Annotated in this window: 17 protein-coding genes and 1 pseudogene; 11 read left to right on the top strand and 7 right to left on the bottom strand. The window is 35.3% G+C overall.

Going from position 1 to position 17,642, the window contains the following annotated elements; translation table 11 throughout:
• The first annotated feature begins 126 nt into the window (after positions 1-126).
• From ffh to ACY2RS_RS00855, 3 genes and pseudogenes are all read left to right on the top strand, one after another.
• On the top strand, positions 127-1,455 hold the full coding sequence (gene ffh, locus ACY2RS_RS00865) for a signal recognition particle protein (RefSeq protein WP_490096707.1): 1,329 nt from the start codon (positions 127-129) through the stop codon (positions 1,453-1,455).
• An 81-nt stretch (positions 1,456-1,536) separates the two neighbouring features.
• Positions 1,537-1,905, top strand: a pseudogene (locus ACY2RS_RS00860) (four helix bundle protein).
• 37 nt (positions 1,906-1,942) lie between these two features.
• Positions 1,943-2,830 (top strand): bifunctional 5,10-methylenetetrahydrofolate dehydrogenase/5,10-methenyltetrahydrofolate cyclohydrolase, encoded by an 888-nt coding sequence (locus ACY2RS_RS00855; protein ID WP_490096706.1) that lies wholly within the window; start codon positions 1,943-1,945, stop codon positions 2,828-2,830.
• A 70-nt stretch (positions 2,831-2,900) separates the two neighbouring features.
• Here the strand turns inward: ACY2RS_RS00855 and ACY2RS_RS00850 are convergent, their stop codons facing one another.
• Positions 2,901-4,154 (bottom strand): serine hydrolase domain-containing protein, encoded by a 1,254-nt coding sequence (locus tag ACY2RS_RS00850; protein ID WP_490096705.1) that lies wholly within the window; start codon positions 4,152-4,154, stop codon positions 2,901-2,903.
• A gap of 2 nt (positions 4,155-4,156) precedes the next feature.
• Positions 4,157-4,513 (bottom strand): MotA/TolQ/ExbB proton channel family protein, encoded by a 357-nt coding sequence (locus tag ACY2RS_RS00845; RefSeq protein ID WP_490096704.1) that lies wholly within the window; start codon positions 4,511-4,513, stop codon positions 4,157-4,159.
• Positions 4,514-4,726: 213 nt separating this feature from the next.
• On the opposite strand from ACY2RS_RS00845, the gene ACY2RS_RS00840 reads away from it, so the two are divergent.
• Together ACY2RS_RS00840 and ACY2RS_RS00835 are read left to right on the top strand one after the other, a co-directional pair.
• Complete coding sequence (locus ACY2RS_RS00840; RefSeq protein ID WP_490096703.1) at positions 4,727-5,773, top strand: sensor histidine kinase; 1,047 nt, start codon at positions 4,727-4,729, stop codon at positions 5,771-5,773.
• Positions 5,774-5,779: 6 nt separating this feature from the next.
• Positions 5,780-6,469 carry a LytR/AlgR family response regulator transcription factor gene (locus tag ACY2RS_RS00835; RefSeq protein WP_490096702.1) on the top strand — a complete coding sequence of 230 codons (690 nt, stop codon included), beginning with the start codon at positions 5,780-5,782 and terminating at the stop codon, positions 6,467-6,469.
• A gap of 1 nt (position 6,470) precedes the next feature.
• Here the strand turns inward: ACY2RS_RS00835 and ACY2RS_RS00830 are convergent, their stop codons facing one another.
• From ACY2RS_RS00830 to ACY2RS_RS00815, 4 genes are all read right to left on the bottom strand, one after another.
• Positions 6,471-7,523: an AI-2E family transporter gene (locus ACY2RS_RS00830; RefSeq protein WP_490096701.1), complete on the bottom strand. Its 1,053-nt coding sequence runs from the start codon at positions 7,521-7,523 to the stop codon at positions 6,471-6,473.
• Positions 7,523-7,945 (bottom strand): VOC family protein, encoded by a 423-nt coding sequence (locus ACY2RS_RS00825; protein WP_490096700.1) that lies wholly within the window; start codon positions 7,943-7,945, stop codon positions 7,523-7,525. The genes ACY2RS_RS00830 and ACY2RS_RS00825 overlap by 1 nt, the downstream gene beginning before the upstream one ends.
• An 84-nt stretch (positions 7,946-8,029) precedes the next feature.
• Entirely contained in the window at positions 8,030-8,590 is a 561-nt protein-coding gene (locus ACY2RS_RS00820) for a hypothetical protein (protein WP_490096699.1), read from the bottom strand.
• A 250-nt stretch (positions 8,591-8,840) separates the two neighbouring features.
• Positions 8,841-10,367: a helicase HerA-like domain-containing protein gene (locus ACY2RS_RS00815; RefSeq protein WP_490096698.1), complete on the bottom strand. Its 1,527-nt coding sequence runs from the start codon at positions 10,365-10,367 to the stop codon at positions 8,841-8,843.
• Between the two features lie 84 nt (positions 10,368-10,451).
• On the opposite strand from ACY2RS_RS00815, the gene ACY2RS_RS00810 reads away from it, so the two are divergent.
• Positions 10,452-10,943, top strand: coding sequence for a RidA family protein (locus ACY2RS_RS00810; RefSeq protein ID WP_490096697.1), 492 nt, complete (start codon positions 10,452-10,454; stop codon positions 10,941-10,943).
• A gap of 59 nt (positions 10,944-11,002) precedes the next feature.
• Positions 11,003-11,632: a 7-carboxy-7-deazaguanine synthase QueE gene (locus ACY2RS_RS00805; protein WP_490096696.1), complete on the top strand. Its 630-nt coding sequence runs from the start codon at positions 11,003-11,005 to the stop codon at positions 11,630-11,632.
• A 1-nt stretch (position 11,633) separates the two neighbouring features.
• Here ACY2RS_RS00805 and ACY2RS_RS00800 read toward each other — a convergent pair whose 3' ends face one another.
• The gene (locus ACY2RS_RS00800) at positions 11,634-11,876 is read right to left on the bottom strand and encodes a hypothetical protein (RefSeq protein WP_490096695.1); all 243 of its coding nucleotides are present in this window, start codon (positions 11,874-11,876) and stop codon (positions 11,634-11,636) included.
• A 262-nt stretch (positions 11,877-12,138) separates the two neighbouring features.
• Here ACY2RS_RS00800 and ACY2RS_RS00795 point away from each other — a divergent pair, with 262 nt between their 5' ends.
• From ACY2RS_RS00795 to ACY2RS_RS00780, 4 genes are all read left to right on the top strand, one after another.
• The gene (locus tag ACY2RS_RS00795; protein ID WP_490096694.1) at positions 12,139-14,097 is read left to right on the top strand and encodes a peptidylprolyl isomerase; all 1,959 of its coding nucleotides are present in this window, start codon (positions 12,139-12,141) and stop codon (positions 14,095-14,097) included.
• Positions 14,098-14,099: 2 nt separating this feature from the next.
• Positions 14,100-14,954 carry a peptidyl-prolyl cis-trans isomerase gene (locus tag ACY2RS_RS00790; protein ID WP_490096693.1) on the top strand — a complete coding sequence of 285 codons (855 nt, stop codon included), beginning with the start codon at positions 14,100-14,102 and terminating at the stop codon, positions 14,952-14,954.
• Positions 14,932-16,386 carry a peptidylprolyl isomerase gene (locus ACY2RS_RS00785; RefSeq protein ID WP_490096692.1) on the top strand — a complete coding sequence of 485 codons (1,455 nt, stop codon included), beginning with the start codon at positions 14,932-14,934 and terminating at the stop codon, positions 16,384-16,386. Before ACY2RS_RS00790 ends, ACY2RS_RS00785 begins: the two co-directional genes overlap by 23 nt.
• A 235-nt stretch (positions 16,387-16,621) precedes the next feature.
• Positions 16,622-17,575 carry an AAA family ATPase gene (locus ACY2RS_RS00780; RefSeq protein ID WP_490096691.1) on the top strand — a complete coding sequence of 318 codons (954 nt, stop codon included), beginning with the start codon at positions 16,622-16,624 and terminating at the stop codon, positions 17,573-17,575.
• Positions 17,576-17,642: the final 67 nt, after the last annotated feature.

Genomic DNA, 17,642 nt, shown 5'->3' with positions numbered 1-17,642 from the left:
ATATTTCCGAAGTAAAATTCTACACTTTTAATAGCTGAGCTGCTTTGAAACTCCCTATGCAATTAGTATATTTGCGCTTCAATCTTTCGAAATTTTCGAGAAAGATGCTGCATAAAATAACACCCTATGTTCGATAATTTAAGTGATAAGTTAGATAAAGCACTTCACGTCCTCAAAGGACACGGAAGCATCACAGAAGTTAATGTTGCCGAAACCTTAAAAGAAGTGCGTCGTGCCCTTTTGGATGCCGATGTAAACTTTAAGATTGCTAAAGAATTTACCAAAACCGTAAAGGAAAAAGCGTTAGGTCAAAACGTGTTGACGACCTTACAGCCTGGCCAGTTAATGGTGAAATTGGTAAAAGATGAACTTACCCAACTCATGGGTGGTGATGCTGCAGGGATTAACTTAAAAGGATCGCCTAGTGTTATTTTGATGTCTGGTTTGCAGGGTAGTGGTAAAACTACTTTTTCTGGTAAACTTGCCAATTATCTTAAAACAAAGAAAACGAAAAAACCTTTATTAGTTGCCTGTGATGTATATCGTCCAGCCGCGATTAACCAATTGCATGTTGTTGGAGATCAAATTGGTGTTGAGGTATTTAGTGATGAGGGAAATATGGACCCTGTTGATATCGCCACTAAAGCTGTGGCGCATGCAAAGGCTAACGGACATAATGTAGTCATTGTCGATACTGCAGGTCGTTTGGCAGTAGATGAAGAGATGATGCAGGAGATAGAGAATGTGCACCGAGCACTCTCTCCAGATGAGACATTGTTTGTGGTAGATTCTATGACTGGTCAGGATGCTGTTAACACAGCAAAAGCCTTCAACGATCGATTAAATTTTGACGGGGTAATTCTTACCAAATTAGATGGTGATACACGAGGTGGAGCTGCTATTTCAATTAAGAGTGTTGTCAATAAGCCTATAAAGTTTATTGGTACTGGAGAGAAAATGGATGCGATTGATGTGTTCTATCCAGAACGTATGGCAGACAGGATCTTGGGGATGGGAGATGTTATTTCTTTAGTAGAAAGAGCCCAAGAACAGTTTGATGAAGAAGAAGCCAGAAAGCTACAAAAGAAGATTGCTAAAAACCAATTTGGGTTTGATGATTTCTTAAAGCAAATCAATCAAGTAAAGAAAATGGGTAGCATGAAAGACTTGGTTGGAATGATACCAGGTGCTGGAAAAGCCCTTAAAGATGTTGATATAGATGATGATGCATTTAAGCATATTGAAGCTATTATTCATTCTATGACGCCTGGTGAAAGATCTGTTCCTGCTACTATAAATGCAAGTCGTAAAAAACGTATTGCAAAGGGTAGTGGTACTTCTGTACAGCAAATAAACCAGTTGTTGAAACAATTTGACCAGATGAGTAAGATGATGAAGATGATGCAAGGCGGCGGCGGAAAGAAGATGATGCAGATGATGGGGAAAATGCGCTAGGTTTTAGTTGGCAGTATTAGATAAAAGTCAACAGTAGCAGTTCGCAGTAGCAGTAGTATTTTGATTTTATTATAAATAGTAATGAGTTTTAAAAATTTGCTAGCTCACGAAAAAGGATTTGATGTATCAATGCGAATTTTTGAACTGTCAAAACAATTTCCTAAAGAGTAAACATACTCACTAACCGATCAAATTAGAAGAAGTTCAAGATCAGTTTGTGCGAATATTGCAGAAGCATATCGAAAGAGATTAAACAAAAAACATTTTATAAGTAAGCTTACAGACAGTGATGCTGAAAACTCAAAAACTCAGGTTTGGTTAGATTTTGCATTATCCTGTAACTATATTTCAGAAGAAAATAAAAATGAGTTACATCTAATGAGTTTAGAAGTTGGAAAGCTCATAAATTATATGATTAATAACCCAAGTAAATTTGGTGTGAACAGTTAAAACTGCCGCTGCCACTGCCACTGCATACTAAAAAAATATGACAATACTCGACGGTAAAAAAGTTTCAAACGATATTAAAAACGAAATCGCTGCAGAAGTGCAAAAAATGAAAGATGCGGGTGAAAAAGTACCGCATTTAGCTGCTGTAATTGTGGGGGATGATGGTGCTAGTTTGACCTATGTTGGAAGCAAAGTCCGTTCTTGCGAGCGTGTTGGTTTCGAATCTACCATGGTTCGATTATCACACACCACAAGTGAGATAGAGTTGTTAGATAAAATTGAAGAGCTTAATCAAGATGATAACATAGATGGTTTTATCATTCAATTACCCTTGCCTCCACAAATTAACACCCAACGTGTGTTAATGGCCGTAGATCCAAGTAAAGATGTAGATGGATTTCACCCAGAAAATTTTGGGCGTATGGCGCTAGATATGTCGACCTTTATTCCTGCAACACCTTTTGGTATTCTTGAATTACTAGAGCGTTATGATGTAGATACCAAAGGAAAACATACCGTAGTTATTGGTAGAAGTCACATTGTAGGACGTCCTATGAGTATTTTAATGAGTCGTAAAGGATGGCCAGGAAATAGTACGGTAACGCTAACGCACAGTAACACCAAAAATATTACACAAATTACAAGTCAGGCAGATATCATTATTTCGGCATTAGGAGTTCCAAACTTTTTGAAAGCAGAAATGGTAAAAGATGACGCTGTAATAATCGATGTAGGGATTACTCGTGTAGAAGATGAGTCTAGACCGAAAGGATACAGAATTGTTGGCGATGTAGATTTTGACACCGTAAGTAAAAAGGCAAGTTATATTACGCCAGTTCCTGGAGGAGTTGGACCTATGACAATTGCTATGTTGTTAAAAAACACATTGCTTGCAAGAGAACAGCGCGCAGCAGCAAAAAGATAGTATTTAATACTTCGGAAATACTAGTTCAATGACTAATTTTTCCGAAGCATATATTGAAATTCTTCTTCATTTAAATGGAGAGGGATTTTTTATGTTTTTTCCTGAAGATAAATATAAAAACTCCAATAATAGTGATGTAGCCTATTACTAATACGCTCAGTATATATGGCTTATTTCTTTGCATGACTACATAATCTGCTATTCCTGCTTCCGAAAAAATCCATTCGTCAGCTATCGCTGATGCTAAACTGTGATTGCCTGTTTCTAGAACAATAATCCCATTTTTTGAACTAAGGTTAATACGTGCCGCTGTGTTAAGAGCATTTCCACCGCTTCCGTCATGACCAATAATGGTAGAGTTTTTATCATTCTGACTGTAAAGATGTGGTCCTAATCCGTAAACTCCTATATCATTTATAAATGTTTCTGGTACGCTCATCTCCTTGATTGTTTTTTCTTGTAGAACATGATTGTTAGAAATATTTGCTTTTAGAAACTTTGTTAAATCTGCCGACGTGGTTAACAATGAAGCTGCTGCAAGTGCAGTAAATTTTTTAGGGGGTCTTATTGTTCCATCGTCTTTATATATATTGACTAACTGTGGGGATGATACATCAGATAAAATGAAAGTAGAGTTTTTCATTCCCAAGGGTTCAAATACTTCTTGTTTCATATACTTCTGAAATGATTTCCCCGTAACTTCCTCTATTATTAATTGTAGTATGGTGTATCCAGCTCCAGAATACATATACTTGCTGCCAGGTTCATAACCTACTCTTGCAACTCCTTCTGAATAAGGTGCATCTGAAGCTTTGTTTAATGATGCTTCAATGGTCTGTATTGTATCGTTAATTGCAAAACCGGAATAGCCAAGGTCATCTATTAGACCAGACGAATGTGAGAGCAGTTTTCTAATAGAAACTTTTTTATTATCAAATTCGCTTTCTGGAAGATGCCACCTCGTAAGGTAGTTATCAATAGGGGTGTCTAAATTTAATTTTCCTTGTTTCACCAGTTTTAAGACACCAAAAGAGGTTACCCATTTACTGACTGATGCTACGGGGAAAATTGTGTTTTCATTTATGGGTTTATCAATAGAATAGAAATAACTGCTGGAGACTTCACCGTCTTCTATGATTGTCAATGCTAAGTTACCAACAAACACATCGTCTATATTTCTTTTTATAGCATTAATAAACGCTTCTGAGGTGTTTTTGGAAGAAATGGATTTTAGTAGAAACCCGCTTATAAACCCATAACCAATAAATGCAGTCCAGATTAAAAGAGTAAAAATTACAAGAGTAGTCTTTTTAAATACGTTCATTTTTATTTTTTTTCTATTACGGAAAGTATAATTATTGATAGTCTCCCTATTAAAAAAGTAACAAATCCAAATAGTGTGGTTAAGAGTGCAATTTTAAGTCCAGAAGCCATCATTGGTTGAGACACGCCTCCAGCTCCTTCAATAGCATCAAAGGCTGTTATGAGGCCTATGGTAGAGCCTAAAAATCCCCAAACCATAGCAAATAAGCTAATATGCCCAATAAGTTTAGATGTTTTTGAGTGTTCTTGTTTACCCGTTAACGCGAGTACAAATAGTACTAGAATTACTAGTATGAGTAGTACTAATGGAATCATAAACACGGGTCCGCCGTCTGTAATAATGCTTGAAAAGTAAATCATATTATTTTAAATTAAATGGTTATGGTATCAAAACTACTGCGATAGTTGGTTTTAAAATATAGAAAACGATGAGTGTCTGTTTTAAGTCATTATCTACCCAAAATAACACCTAGTATTGCAAAAGGCACTCAATGTATGCAAGTAAAGCATCTAAATACGTTATCTGTCTTATAAAACGACTTTGTTTCTTAAATTTATGGAACTTTGCTCCACATGAAAGCACTCTTACAGCAATTTAAATACGCGCCATTACATTTATTGTTTTGGATATTGGTGTGGTTGTTTTTTGTGTACTTTTTTAGTTATGCCAGTAGTGATACTTATTTTATTTTTTGGTTTTCTAGCAGTTTACTACCAATTGCTATGGCGGTTACCTATGTGTTTGCCTATGTGTTAATTCCTAACTATCTCATAGTAAAAAAATATACTGCTTTTGTCTTGTATAGCATAGCAACCATTATAAGCTCTGTGTATGTTATTTTATTGATCAATTTTATCTTGTTTGTCTTGTTGTCAAAACAGCAAGTTGATGATATGCCTTTGCTTACACGGAACATTATTTTTATCGTTATACTCGTTTATTTAGTGGCTGGTGTGGTGAGTTTTATTCAGTTGCTTCGGTATCATTATACCGCCGAAACAAATAATAAATTATTAGCAAATAAAGTACTAGAGACAAAGCTTCAATTAAAGGAAAAGGAGTTGTATTACCTGAGACAGCAAATTCATCCGCATTTTTTATTCAATACCTTAAATACCATTTATGGCTTTGCTTTAAAAAAATCTAAAGATACTCCCGAGCTTATTTTGAAGTTGTCGGCAATGCTAGATTATATGTTGCATCAGACAGATAAAACGAGCGTTCATATTTCCGAAGAAATCAATTATATTGATGCATATATTGGTCTAGAACAGGTGCGTTTTCGTGACACGTTAAAGGTGACTTTTACCAAAGAAGTCCATCAGGAAATTATGGTGCCTCCTATGTTGTTTATGGCTTTTGTAGAGAATGCATTTAAACATGGAGCTCCTATTTCGGAGTTGATGGAAGTTGTTGTTTTTCTGAAATGTGACGGACAACACATCTTGTTAGATGTAAAAAATACAGTCGTACCCAATCAAAACCACAAAGAAAGTCATGGCTTGGGAATTGCAACTACAAAAAAACGATTGGATGTATTGTACCCAAATTCCTACACCTTAGACGTCAACAACACCACAGATTGGTATGAAGTGTCTTTAAAAATTTCAATAATTTAATAGCCTATGTATACTGCACTTATTATTGATGATGAACCAACGGCAAGAGATATTTTAGAAAGTCATCTTTCTAAAATTGATTCGATAGCGGTGGTAGCAAGTTGTAAAAATGCAGCCGAAGGTTTTTCGGAACTAAGCAAGCAAAAGATTGATCTTATTTTTCTGGATATCAATATGCCAGAGGTCACCGGACTTATGTTTGCTAAAGCTATACAAGGCAATACTGCAATTATATTTACGACAGCCTACAGAGAATACGCTCTAGAAGGCTTTGATGTGCAAGCCATAGATTATCTATTGAAACCAATTTCTCTAGAACGCTTAATGCAAGCAGTCTCTAAATTTAAAAAAACACAATCTGCTAGTCCAGCTGCGTCAATTCAAAATTTTACCTTTTTTAGATGTGACCGTAAAATGGTAAAAGTAGATTTTGATGCCATACAGTATATAGAAGGCTGCGGGGATTATTTGAAAATCCACTTAAAAGATACCGTGTTAATTACCAGAGAAACCATGACACATGTGTTTGAGAAATTACCCCAATCACAATTTTTAAGAACTCATCGTTCTTTTATTGTAGCCATTGCTAAAATAGATAGTTATACCAACGAACATATTACTATCGCTAGAAAAGCAATTTCTATTAGTAGAAGTTATAGAGAAACTGTGCTAGAACATTTAGGAAGCTTGCAATAAACTATGAGGGCTCTTCTTTATTTTCAAGCTGAACTTCTTGAGTCTCTGATGCATATTCTTTTCTATAAATAGAAAGAATGAGTAAAAACAAGCTAATGAGTAAGGGACCAAAAATGAGTCCGATAAACCCGAAAAGCGGTACCCCAACAATTACACCAATAAGGGTGATAAGTGGATGTACATTGTCTAACTTTTTGAGCACTACCAAACGAATGATATTATCTGCAGAACCCACTACAACCAGTCCATAAATTAAAATACCCCAAGCAACACCGGTATTTCCTGTAGAGAGTTCTAAAATAAAAACAGGAATAATTCCCACGAGCGTACCTACAAAAGGAATCATAGAACCTACCGCTACAATAATAAACCAGAAAAAAGGATCGTCTACTCCAAAAATTAAAAAGCCTATAAGCGCAATAATTCCTTGCATGATAGCAACTAATGGAATACCCAACGCATTTGAGCGAACCATAGCTTGAATTTCTTTGCCAATGAGTTTTAAGTTGGCATTGCTTACTGGAGCTAGATCTCCAATAGAGTTCTGCATCATTCTTCGATCTGTAAGCATATAAAACAAGATAAAGTACATGACTCCAATAGCAATAACCACGGTAAATGTGCTTCCGGCAATGCTTTGTAGATTATTAGAAATCCATCCAGAAATAGCTCCCACATCAATCTGCGAAGCTATGTCGTAGCCTAATTTTTGTTCCCAGGTACCTACTTGGGTTTTAAAAGCACTTACCACGCGTTCTGAGTTTTGAACGGCATTCCCAATTTTGTTTCCTAGCATTAAAATAACACCCGAAACCGGCAATAAAATACCCACAAAAGAAACGATACAAATAAGCGAAGCTGCAAGGTTAGGATTCCATCCTTTGCGTACTAGTTTTAACATCCAACCGCGCATCAAAACGTAAATAGTGATGGCGCCTAGGACACCAGAAAAATAGGGCATTAATTCCCTAAAAATAAGCATCCCAATAATGACAATAATAACAAGTATAAAAACTTGACGAATGGTTTTGGCAGAAATTTGTGTGTTGTTCATTAGGTAGCGAATAATTGGTTGATATCTGCAAAAGCTTTAAATTCTAGCGCATTACCACTAGGGTCTTTAAAAAACATGGTGGCTTGCTCTCCTGCTAATCCTTCAAAGCGTATATAGGGCTCAATAATAAACGAAATGTTACGTTTTTTTAAAGAATTTGCAAAAGTATGAAACGTGTCCATGTCTAAAACAACTCCAAAATGAGGGATAGGGACTTCTTTTCCATCAACCGCATTGGTAGGTGCGTTTTCTTGAGTTTCTTCTTTTACATGGAGTACTAGCTGATGTCCAAAGAAGTTAAAATCGACCCAATGGTCGCTACTTCTTCCTTCTTCGCAACCAAGAATATCTCTGTAGAAGGTTCTTGCGGTTTCGAGATTGTGTACTGGGATGGCAAGGTGAAAGGGTGATAGTGCTGACATAACAATTAGGTTTTAATGAACTATAAAAATAACAAAAGCGCCCGCATAAATGCAGGCGTTTTTTAAATCATATTGTATGATATATTACTCGCCATCCCAGGCTAACATAAAATATTTAAAGGTTGCTGTATCTGGAATTTGAGAAGCTTCTATCGTTAAACTAGCATTATAGCGCAGGTTTTCTGGTAATTCCTTTTTGTCGATAGTAATGTATACATCACTATCTTTTAAGAATACCACTACAGCATCAATACTAGTTTGTATTCCTGCAATTTCATAGGAGTCTTTAAGATCTTTAAAGGTGCTTTTAATAGAAAGCCCTTTATCTGTTTTGTAACGTGCATCATACACACGAACGGTATTAATCACAGCATCTGGGTTGCTTTCATCGTCTGGCGATAAACGCAATAATTTTGTTCCATCTTTAGCAAAAACTTCTACTTCTCCTTGAGTTCCTAAGGCGTCTTTAACATTGCTTAAAGGCACAATACTGTCATTAGCAAAAATAGAATCTAGTTGCTTGATAGAAGTTTCGTTAGTTACAAGGCCAATTTGTCCATTGCTGATGGCGAATTTATCAGCTTTGGTGGTGCAATTTAAAAGTGTTAAAGATAGTATTGCAGTAATAATGATTGTTTTTTTCATATGTAAAAAGCAACAAATGTTTCGTTGTTTAAATTTAGTTTTATTAGAATAATACTTGATTTTGAATTTTCAAAAATAGAAAATTAGGTGCAGAAATGAATCTTGAAATGCCTTTTTGATTTTTTTAAAATACAACCTTTTTGTTGCATTACTCGCTTAGACCTACAAGGGGGTCTTCGACAACACCTTGCAGGGTTTTTATGAAGCTGGTATTCAAGCAAATCACTGATCACCAATCACTATTCACCTTTTAGCGCATCATCTTTCCTAAGATCCCGAGGACACTTCGAATGACAGTTGGACTGGTAAGTGTTTTAATCCAAGGGTTTTGTCTTTGTCTTCCGCTGCTTCTTTTTCGGCTACTAGATTTTTCGGCAGCTTCTTTTTCTTTTTTCGCTTTTTCTTTCGCTTCTTCTTTTTCGGCGATTTCTATTTTCTTGTTTAGTAACTCGTAGGCACTTTCTCTGTCTACGGTTTCATTGTATTTTTTTACAAGCTTAGAATTGTCAATAAGTTCTTTTAGCTCATTGTTCTCCAAGACATCCATTCTACTCATGGGAGCTCTAAGCATGGTAACAGCTAGTGGAGTTGGAATCCCTTTTTCGTTCAAGGCGCTAATCATAGCTTCACCAATACCCATAGAAGTAAGTACTTCGTCTGTTTCGTAATAATCACTCAAAGGATAATTCTCTGCCGTTAGTTTAATGGCTTTTCTATCTTTTGCAGTAAAGGCACGGAGTGCGTGTTGGATCTTTAAACCTAATTGTCCTAGCACCGCATCTGGCACATCGGTAGGATTTTGTGTTACAAAGTACAATCCAACTCCTTTAGAACGTATTAATTTTACAATGCTTTCTATTTGATCTAACAAAGCATCACTAGCTTCGTTAAAAATAAGGTGAGCTTCGTCAATAAAAATTACAAGCTCTGGACGCCCACTATCTCCTTGCTCTGGGAAGGTAGCATAGATCTCTGCCAATAAACTCAACATGAACGTTGAAAATAATTTAGGCTTGTCCTGTATGTCGGTAAGACGTAAGATGTTAATGTATCCCATACCATTTCTATCGGTACGTAATAAATCATCTGTGTCAAAAGATTTCTCTCCAAAAAACAAATCACCTCCTTGTTGTTCTATTTCTATTACTTTACGTAAGATAGAACCCGTAGAACTAGAAGACATTCTGCCGTATTCTTTTTGAATTTCTTCTTTCCCTTCTTCGGTAACATAGTTGAGCATTTTCTTGAAATCTTTCAAGTCAAGCAATGGCAACTTATTGTCGTCGCAATATTTAAAAATCACGGCTACAATACCACTTTGGGTTTCGGTAAGGTCTAAGATTCTTGATAATAATACTGGTCCAAATTCACTGACGGTAGCACGCATACGCACACCATCTTGTTCTGATAAAGTTAGAATTTCAACAGGAAATTTTTTAGCCTCAAATGGAAATCCAATTTTAGCATGGCGTTCATCAATTTTTGGATGTCCAGGACTTGGTTGTGCAATACCACTTAAATCACCTTTCATGTCCATTAGCAATACCGGCACTCCTTTTTCTGAAAGGTTCTCTGCCAACACTTGTAGTGTTTTTGTCTTTCCTGTACCAGTAGCTCCAGCAATAAGACCGTGGCGATTGATAGTTTTTAATGGGATTTTCACCAAAGCATCGGTAACGGTTTCACCGTCGAGCATGGCTGCTCCCATCGCTATAAACTCACCTTTGGTTTTGTACCCTTCGGTAATATGATCAAAAAAAGCCTGTGTATCTGCCATAATCTTATATTTTGGGTAAAAATAGTAATTGTAGGGTATCTTCGGAAATTTTCGGAAATTTACTTTTCATTAAATATGATGCCTATGCGTTTTATTCTTTTTTCAATTGTTGTGTTTTGTAGTCTTATATCTTGTAAAGATACCTCTTCGGAAATAGTAGTGCCTGACAATGAAGCTAACATTTCAGAAGTACTTACAACTCCAATTTTTCATGCCTCACATGAACCCAAAAAACAACAAGCAACATTTAGTGATGCTGTTCAAGTTGGAAACACCTATTATTTATCTGGACAAATAGGAATGGATCACAGCACAAGAACATTGGTCTCTGGTGGGATTGAAGCCGAAACAACCCAAACACTAGAAAATATTAAGGCTGTTTTAGCACAACATGATATGACCATGAAAGATGTGGTGAAAGCCATGGTAGTGCTAGATGACATTAAAGATTTTGCAGCATTTAATTCGATTTACACACAATATTTTCCGCAGAAACCGGCTAGAACTACCTTTGCAGCAGAAGGGTTGGCCTTGGGGTCTAAAATTGAAATTGAAGTCATTGCTGTGAAACAATAGCTTTTTAATTATCGATTCGTAATTCTCAATTCACCAATCTATAGTATCTTTGCCGCCGTATGCAAAAAGAGATTCAAGAGCAAGTAAATAAGGGGGTGATGCTTCCGTTAATGGAAGAGTTTTATACCATTCAAGGAGAGGGTTTTCATAAAGGGACTGCTGCTTATTTTATTAGAGTAGGAGGTTGCGATGTGGGCTGTCACTGGTGTGATGTAAAAGAGAGCTGGAATCCAAATAGTCATCCGCCAACGGCTATTGATGCTATTGCAGAAAATGCAAGTAAGTATTCAAAGACTATTGTGATCACTGGAGGAGAACCGCTTACTTGGGATATGGGGCCTTTAACTTCTTTGCTAAAAGAAAAAGGAATGAATACCCATATCGAAACTTCTGGAGCATACAAATTATCTGGAACTTGGGATTGGATTTGCCTCTCACCCAAAAAAATAAAACTTCCTACTCCCGAAGTATACAAAGCTGCCCATGAGCTAAAGGTGATTATCTACAACAAAAACGATTTTAAGTTTGCCGAAGAGCAGGCTGCAAAGGTAGGTAAAGACTGTATTTTATATTTACAGCCAGAATGGAGTAAACGAGATACGATGATTCCTCAGATTGTAGAGTATGTAATGGCAAATCCCCAGTGGATGGTGTCTTTGCAAACCCATAAGTATTTAAATATCCCGTAGTTTATTTTTCAGTATAAAGTTGTCCGCGATTGGGTTTTAGGCGTTCTCTCAAGTCGTCCATGTGTTTTTTTTCTACCACCAAAAATGCAATGTGATGCATGTCTGTGACAGATTCAATATCGCAAATAGTGTGTTCTAATTTTTCGGAGACCACAAATTCTTTTAAGTGGATGATATGATGTGCAGCAATGGGTGCAGCATTTGGACCTCTAAAATCCCATATTAATTTGATGCGTTGTTCCATTTCTTTTTTCTGAAATTTTAGTGGGATACCAGCTATTTTTTTGGTGGCATATTTTTTGAAATCTCTTAAAAAGTATTCAAAAAAAATAGCTTTTTTGTTACAGCGGTAAAGGTATTGGTTTTAAAATAAATGTAGTACACTTTTAGACGACTCTTTGCGTTATAGATTGGGTTTGCATACCATTGGCAAATTGTTATTTTTGCCAGCTTAGTGTTGTTATTAATATTTCAGAAAGAAAGACCTAAAAAAATTCCTATTACTTATGAAAAAAATTACTGTTTTTTGTGCAATGATTGCCTTTGTCTTTTTGGGACACGCACAATCAAAAAAAGATATCTTACTTACTATTGAAGGTGCTCCTGTATACAAGCAAGAGTTTTTACGAGTATATAAAAAGAATTTAGATCTCGTAAAAGATGAATCTCAAAAATCTGTAGATGGTTATTTAGATCTATTTATAGACTATAAGCTAAAAGTACAGGAAGCCTATGCACAGGGTTTGGATAAAGACCGTATTTACCAGAGAGAGTACAAGAAATATCGTGCTCAATTATCTAGAAATTATTTGTTCGAACAAAAAATAGAAGAAGATATGATGCGCGAAGCTTTTGATCGATCAAAAGAACAAATAAATGCACAGCATATATTAATTAAGGTTGGTTATGACGCATTAGCTCAGGACACATTACAAGCGTATAACAAAGCTAATGAGGCGAGACAAAAAGCATTAAACGGAACCGATTTTTCTAGTTTAGTTGTTGAATATTCTGAAGAGCCAGGCGCTAAAGATAGAGAGGGTAATTTAGGATATTTTACTGCTTTTTCAATGGTGTATCCTTTTGAATCTGCTGCGTATAATACAGCCGTAGGAGGTATTTCTGAAATTACTAGGACTAGTTTTGGGTATCATGTTATTAAAGTATTGGATAGAAGACTCGTAGGGAATGAGATTGAAGTATCTCATATTATGGTGGCCGAAAAGAAAGATGATCCAAGTTTTAACGCAGAAGAACGTATTAATGAATTGTATCAATTATTGCAGCAAGGAGAAAAATTCGAAGAGCTTGCTATGCAATTTTCTGATGATAAAAACTCTGGGATTGCTGGTGGGAAATTAAAGCCATTTACAAAAGGAAAACTACGATCTCCAAAATTTGAAGATGCTGCCTTAGCATTAAAAACCCCTGGTGAGGTTTCTAAACCAATACAATCTTCATTTGGTTGGCACATCATTAGATTAGAAAATATTAGCAAAGAGAAAACCTATGAAGAAGAAAAAGAACGCTTGCTTTCTCAAATAAAAAGAGGAGAACGTTCTAAAAAAGTAGAGAATCAAATAAGCAATAAAATTAAAGAAAAATACGGATTTAAAGGAGATGCGAATTATGCTACATTCTTTTATGACTTTGTAAATGATGATATTTTAAAAAGAACTTGGGACTATGATACAGAAAATGCATCGCTAGATAAACTGTTATTTACTATTGGTGATTACGATTTGTATTATAAAGATTTTGCTGCGTTTGTAAAAGAACGTCAAAAGAGACCTGTATCTAGATCTATTAAGACCAGTCAAGGAGTTGTTAAATATATGTATGATGAGTTTGAAAGAAACATACTCCAAGAATATTTTAAAGATAGATTAGAAGACGAAAATCCAGAGTATGCGGCAGTGATTAGCGAGTATCGAGATGGGCTGCTTATTTTTGAAGTAATGCAAAAAAATATTTGGGATAAAGCAAAGACAGATACTATTGCACTACAAGAATATTACAACGCACATGTGTCTCAATACAACTGGGAAGATAGAATGAAAGCTTCGGTGTTTAAAAGCAAAGAAAAAGAAGCATTAGATGAAGCAAAAGTGCTATTAAATGCAGGAAAGACACCAGAAGAAGTTAAAGAGCTGCTAAATACAGAAGGGAAAGTTAGAGTGCTTTTATCAAAAGGAACCTATGAAAAAGGATCTTCAAAAATTCCAGCAGACACTTATTTTAACGAAGGTGTTTCTACCATTTATGTAGACAGCGTAGGCTATACTTTATTGCATGTTGAAGAAGTGTTACCTGCAGGGCCTAAATCTTTTGATGAAGTTAGAGGAAATGTAATGAGCGGATATCAAAAAGAACTTGAAGCATCATGGATGCAGAGTTTAAGAGATCGCTATGAAGTAAAAATTAATAATAAGACACTAAAGAGAATTAAAAAAGAGTTGAAGTAGTAATGATCAAATTTCTTTGCATAGGAGTAGTATTGTTTTCATTAGTTGGATGCGATTATTTGGAGCCAAAAGGAACCAAAGGATATGTTGCTAGAGTAAATGACACCTATTTGTATGCAGAAGATATTCAAGGATTAATTACCGAAAATACCACCAAGGAAGATAGTAGTAGTATTGTATCAAATTATATACAAAGATGGGCAACGCAACAACTGCTTATTGATAAGGCAAATATTAATTTACCTCAAGAGCAAATTGATGCCTACAAGCGTATGGTAGAAGACTATAAAAATGACCTTTTTGCTGAAGCGTATAAAGGTGCTATTGTATCAAAACAACTAGATAGTCTTGTTTCTGATGAAACTTATCGCTCCTTTTATGAAGAGCATAAAGAGAATTTCACGCTCAAAGAAGAAATTTTTAGATTACGATATATTCATGTAGATCATAATTATAGTACTATTTCTGAAACAAAGGAGAAATTACGTCGTTTTAATACTGAAGACAAAGCTGCTTTAAATGCAATTAGCCTTCAGTTTAAAAGCGCTAATTTAAACGATTCTATTTGGGTTAAAAAAGAGGTGCTATTAAAGCAATTTCCAGTGATTAGAAATAATGAATCAAGGCTATTAAAAAAAGCCGCTTTCTCACAATTAGAAGATTCATTAGGAGTATATTTGCTGAAAATTGAAGAGGTGCTTTCTGTCAATGAAATTGCACCTTTGCAATACATTAAGCCAACTATAAAAGAGATTATTTTAAACAAAAGAACGCTAGATCTCATTAAAGAACTAGAAAAAGACATTACAAAAGATGCCATTAAAAACAAAAATTTTGAAATTTACACCCAAAAATAGTATTGCTTTATTGGCTTTGCTTTTTATGCAAACAATGTTATTTGCTCAAGAAGTTATTGCTGTAGATAGTACAGGAGTTGCTAGAGAAAACCCATTGTTAGAAACGGTTGTAGATACCAAAGAAAATGATTCTATTAAACCTTTTAAGCGTTTTAAAGCAGAAGGTGTAACCGCTGTTATTGGAGAATATGTAGTACTAGATAGTGATATCGATAAGAGTTACTTAGAATTTCAACAAAATGGAATTTCTGTAGAAGATGTTACCCGTTGTGAATTGTTAGGTAAGTTGATGGAAGATAAATTGTACCTTCATCAAGCAAAGCAAGATAGTATCATGATTTCTGATGCTGAGATTAATCCTCAGGTGGATCAATTAGTGCAATACATGGTTGGACAACTAGGTAGTGAGGAGAAAGTGGTTTCTTATTATAGAAAAGATAATTTACTACAATTAAAGAATGATTTGTTAAAGGCAAAAAAAGAGATTGAATTGGCAAAGCGTATGCAAGCCAAGGTGGTAGAAAACGTAGAGGTTACCCCAGAGGAAGTAAGTGTTTTCTTTAATGAAATTCCAGAAGACGAACGTCCTGTATTTAGTGCAGAAGTTGAAGTTGCCCAAATAGTTGTAGAACCCAAAGTTTCTAATGAAGCAAGACAGGCAGTAATAGATAGACTGAATGAATTTAGAGAAGATATCGTAGAAAATGGTTCTAGTTTTGCAACCAAAGCAGTTTTGTACTCTAAAGATGGTGCTGCGGCAAAAGGTGGTTTGTTACCAAGTATGCGTCGTGGAGATCCTTATGCCAAAGAGTTTAAAGATGTTGCTTTTTCATTATTAGAAGGTGAAGTAAGCGAACCTTTTGAAACCGAATTTGGATTTCATATTCTAAAAGTAGATAAAATTCGTGGTCAAGAAATTGATGTGCGTCACATTATATTATTCCCAGAATTAACCCAAGATGCTATCGATGAGGCTAGCGATCGTATTGAGAAAATAAGAACAAGTATTGTAAATGATAGTATTTCATTCGACAAAGCCGCTCGTTTGTATTCAGATGATAAGGTGACGCGTAATAATGGAGGGCAATTGGTAAATCCATCTAATTTAGACACACGTTTTGATTTAACCAAAATGGATCCTACCTTAAGTGCACAAGTATACAATCTTGAAAAAGATGAGGTCTCAAAAATATTTATCGATCAAGATAGAACGGGTAAAAAGACCTTTAAGTTCTTAACGGTAACCAATAGATACGAAGAGCATCCAGCAGAGTTTGTAAAGGATTACGAAAAAATTAAAGAACTAGCTTTGCGTCAAAAACAAATTAAGACCATTGAAGAATGGCAAGAGAAAAAAATTAAGGACACCTATGTAAATGTAAACCAAGACTATCAAGATTGTGATTTTGCTAGTGGATGGGTGAAAAAATAATACGAGCAAGAACTATCTAAAATATAGTAGAAAGGATTAAGGAGTGCCTATTAGCTATCACTTTTTAATCCTTTTTTTCTTTTTTAGAACCTTTCTCTATCCAGTTCGTTAAACTACACACAAACTATTGTTGTAAACTTTATTTAATTATTATATTTAACAAAAAAAATAGCAACACCTAACCGCACTAATTTTTTTAATCTCATTTTTACAATTAAACTCAGGAAATAAAAATATGTCAGACGTAGCAGCAGTGCAGCAACTCGTTTCAAAATATGAAGCGTTACGCCAAGAAATTAAAAAAGTAATTGTAGGTCAAGATGATGTTGTAGAACAGGTGCTGTTGTCTATTTTTTCTGGAGGACACGCACTTTTAATAGGTGTTCCTGGACTTGCTAAAACCTTATTAGTAAATACCGTTTCTCAAGCCTTAGGTTTAGATTTTAAAAGAATTCAGTTTACGCCAGATTTGATGCCTAGTGATATTTTGGGGTCTGAAATATTAGATGAATCACGTAACTTTAAGTTCATTAAAGGTCCTATTTTTTCTAATATTATATTGGCAGATGAGATCAACCGTACGCCACCTAAAACACAAGCAGCCTTACTAGAGGCTATGCAAGAGCGCTCTGTAACCGTTGCGGGAAACAACTACAAATTAGATCTTCCTTATTTTGTATTGGCTACACAAAACCCAATCGAACAAGAAGGTACCTATCCATTACCTGAAGCACAATTAGACCGCTTTATGTTTGCTATTAATTTAGACTATCCAACTTTTGCAGAAGAGGTGGAAGTTGTAAAAGCAACAACTGCGGGTGTTTCTAACAAAGTAAATGCCTTATTCACAGCTCAAGAAATAATAGATTTTCAAAATTTAATACGACGTATTCCTGTAGCAGATAATGTGGTAGAATATGCAGTAACTTTAGTAGGTAAAACCAGACCTAAAAGTCAGGCTGCTCCAGAATTGGTAAAGAAATATGTAGATTGGGGTGCTGGACCACGTGCTTCACAAAATTTAATTTTAGCCGCGAAAGCGCATTCGGCTTTACAAGGTAAATTTTCACCAGATATGGCAGATGTACAAAAAGTAGCTATTGGTATTTTACGTCATCGTTTAATTAAAAACTACAAAGCAGAAGCAGAAGGTCTCTCTATAGAAGAAATAATCACAAGTTTGTTTTAAAGAACCTATCTTTTTAAAGTGCTAAGAATTTTTAAATCGATAATTTTCGTACCCCGAAATTATCGAT

The sequence above is a fragment of the Patiriisocius sp. 208BN25-11 genome (genome assembly GCF_058147145.1).
The sequence above is the reverse complement of the archived record's forward strand: the minus strand, read 5'-3'. Positions and strand labels throughout refer to the sequence as shown.

Coding starts and splice junctions, on each gene's coding strand:
- ffh (WP_490096707.1), top strand. CDS start 127: ATGTTCGATAATTTAAGTGATAAGTTAGATAAAGCACTTCACGTCCTC.
- ACY2RS_RS00855 (WP_490096706.1), top strand. CDS start 1,943: ATGACAATACTCGACGGTAAAAAAGTTTCAAACGATATTAAAAACGAA.
- ACY2RS_RS00850 (WP_490096705.1), bottom strand. CDS start 4,154: ATGAACGTATTTAAAAAGACTACTCTTGTAATTTTTACTCTTTTAATC.
- ACY2RS_RS00845 (WP_490096704.1), bottom strand. CDS start 4,513: ATGATTTACTTTTCAAGCATTATTACAGACGGCGGACCCGTGTTTATG.
- ACY2RS_RS00840 (WP_490096703.1), top strand. CDS start 4,727: ATGAAAGCACTCTTACAGCAATTTAAATACGCGCCATTACATTTATTG.
- ACY2RS_RS00835 (WP_490096702.1), top strand. CDS start 5,780: ATGTATACTGCACTTATTATTGATGATGAACCAACGGCAAGAGATATT.
- ACY2RS_RS00830 (WP_490096701.1), bottom strand. CDS start 7,523: ATGAACAACACACAAATTTCTGCCAAAACCATTCGTCAAGTTTTTATA.
- ACY2RS_RS00825 (WP_490096700.1), bottom strand. CDS start 7,945: ATGTCAGCACTATCACCCTTTCACCTTGCCATCCCAGTACACAATCTC.
- ACY2RS_RS00820 (WP_490096699.1), bottom strand. CDS start 8,590: ATGAAAAAAACAATCATTATTACTGCAATACTATCTTTAACACTTTTA.
- ACY2RS_RS00815 (WP_490096698.1), bottom strand. CDS start 10,367: ATGGCAGATACACAGGCTTTTTTTGATCATATTACCGAAGGGTACAAA.
- ACY2RS_RS00810 (WP_490096697.1), top strand. CDS start 10,452: ATGCGTTTTATTCTTTTTTCAATTGTTGTGTTTTGTAGTCTTATATCT.
- ACY2RS_RS00805 (WP_490096696.1), top strand. CDS start 11,003: ATGCAAAAAGAGATTCAAGAGCAAGTAAATAAGGGGGTGATGCTTCCG.
- ACY2RS_RS00800 (WP_490096695.1), bottom strand. CDS start 11,876: ATGGAACAACGCATCAAATTAATATGGGATTTTAGAGGTCCAAATGCT.
- ACY2RS_RS00795 (WP_490096694.1), top strand. CDS start 12,139: ATGAAAAAAATTACTGTTTTTTGTGCAATGATTGCCTTTGTCTTTTTG.
- ACY2RS_RS00790 (WP_490096693.1), top strand. CDS start 14,100: ATGATCAAATTTCTTTGCATAGGAGTAGTATTGTTTTCATTAGTTGGA.
- ACY2RS_RS00780 (WP_490096691.1), top strand. CDS start 16,622: ATGTCAGACGTAGCAGCAGTGCAGCAACTCGTTTCAAAATATGAAGCG.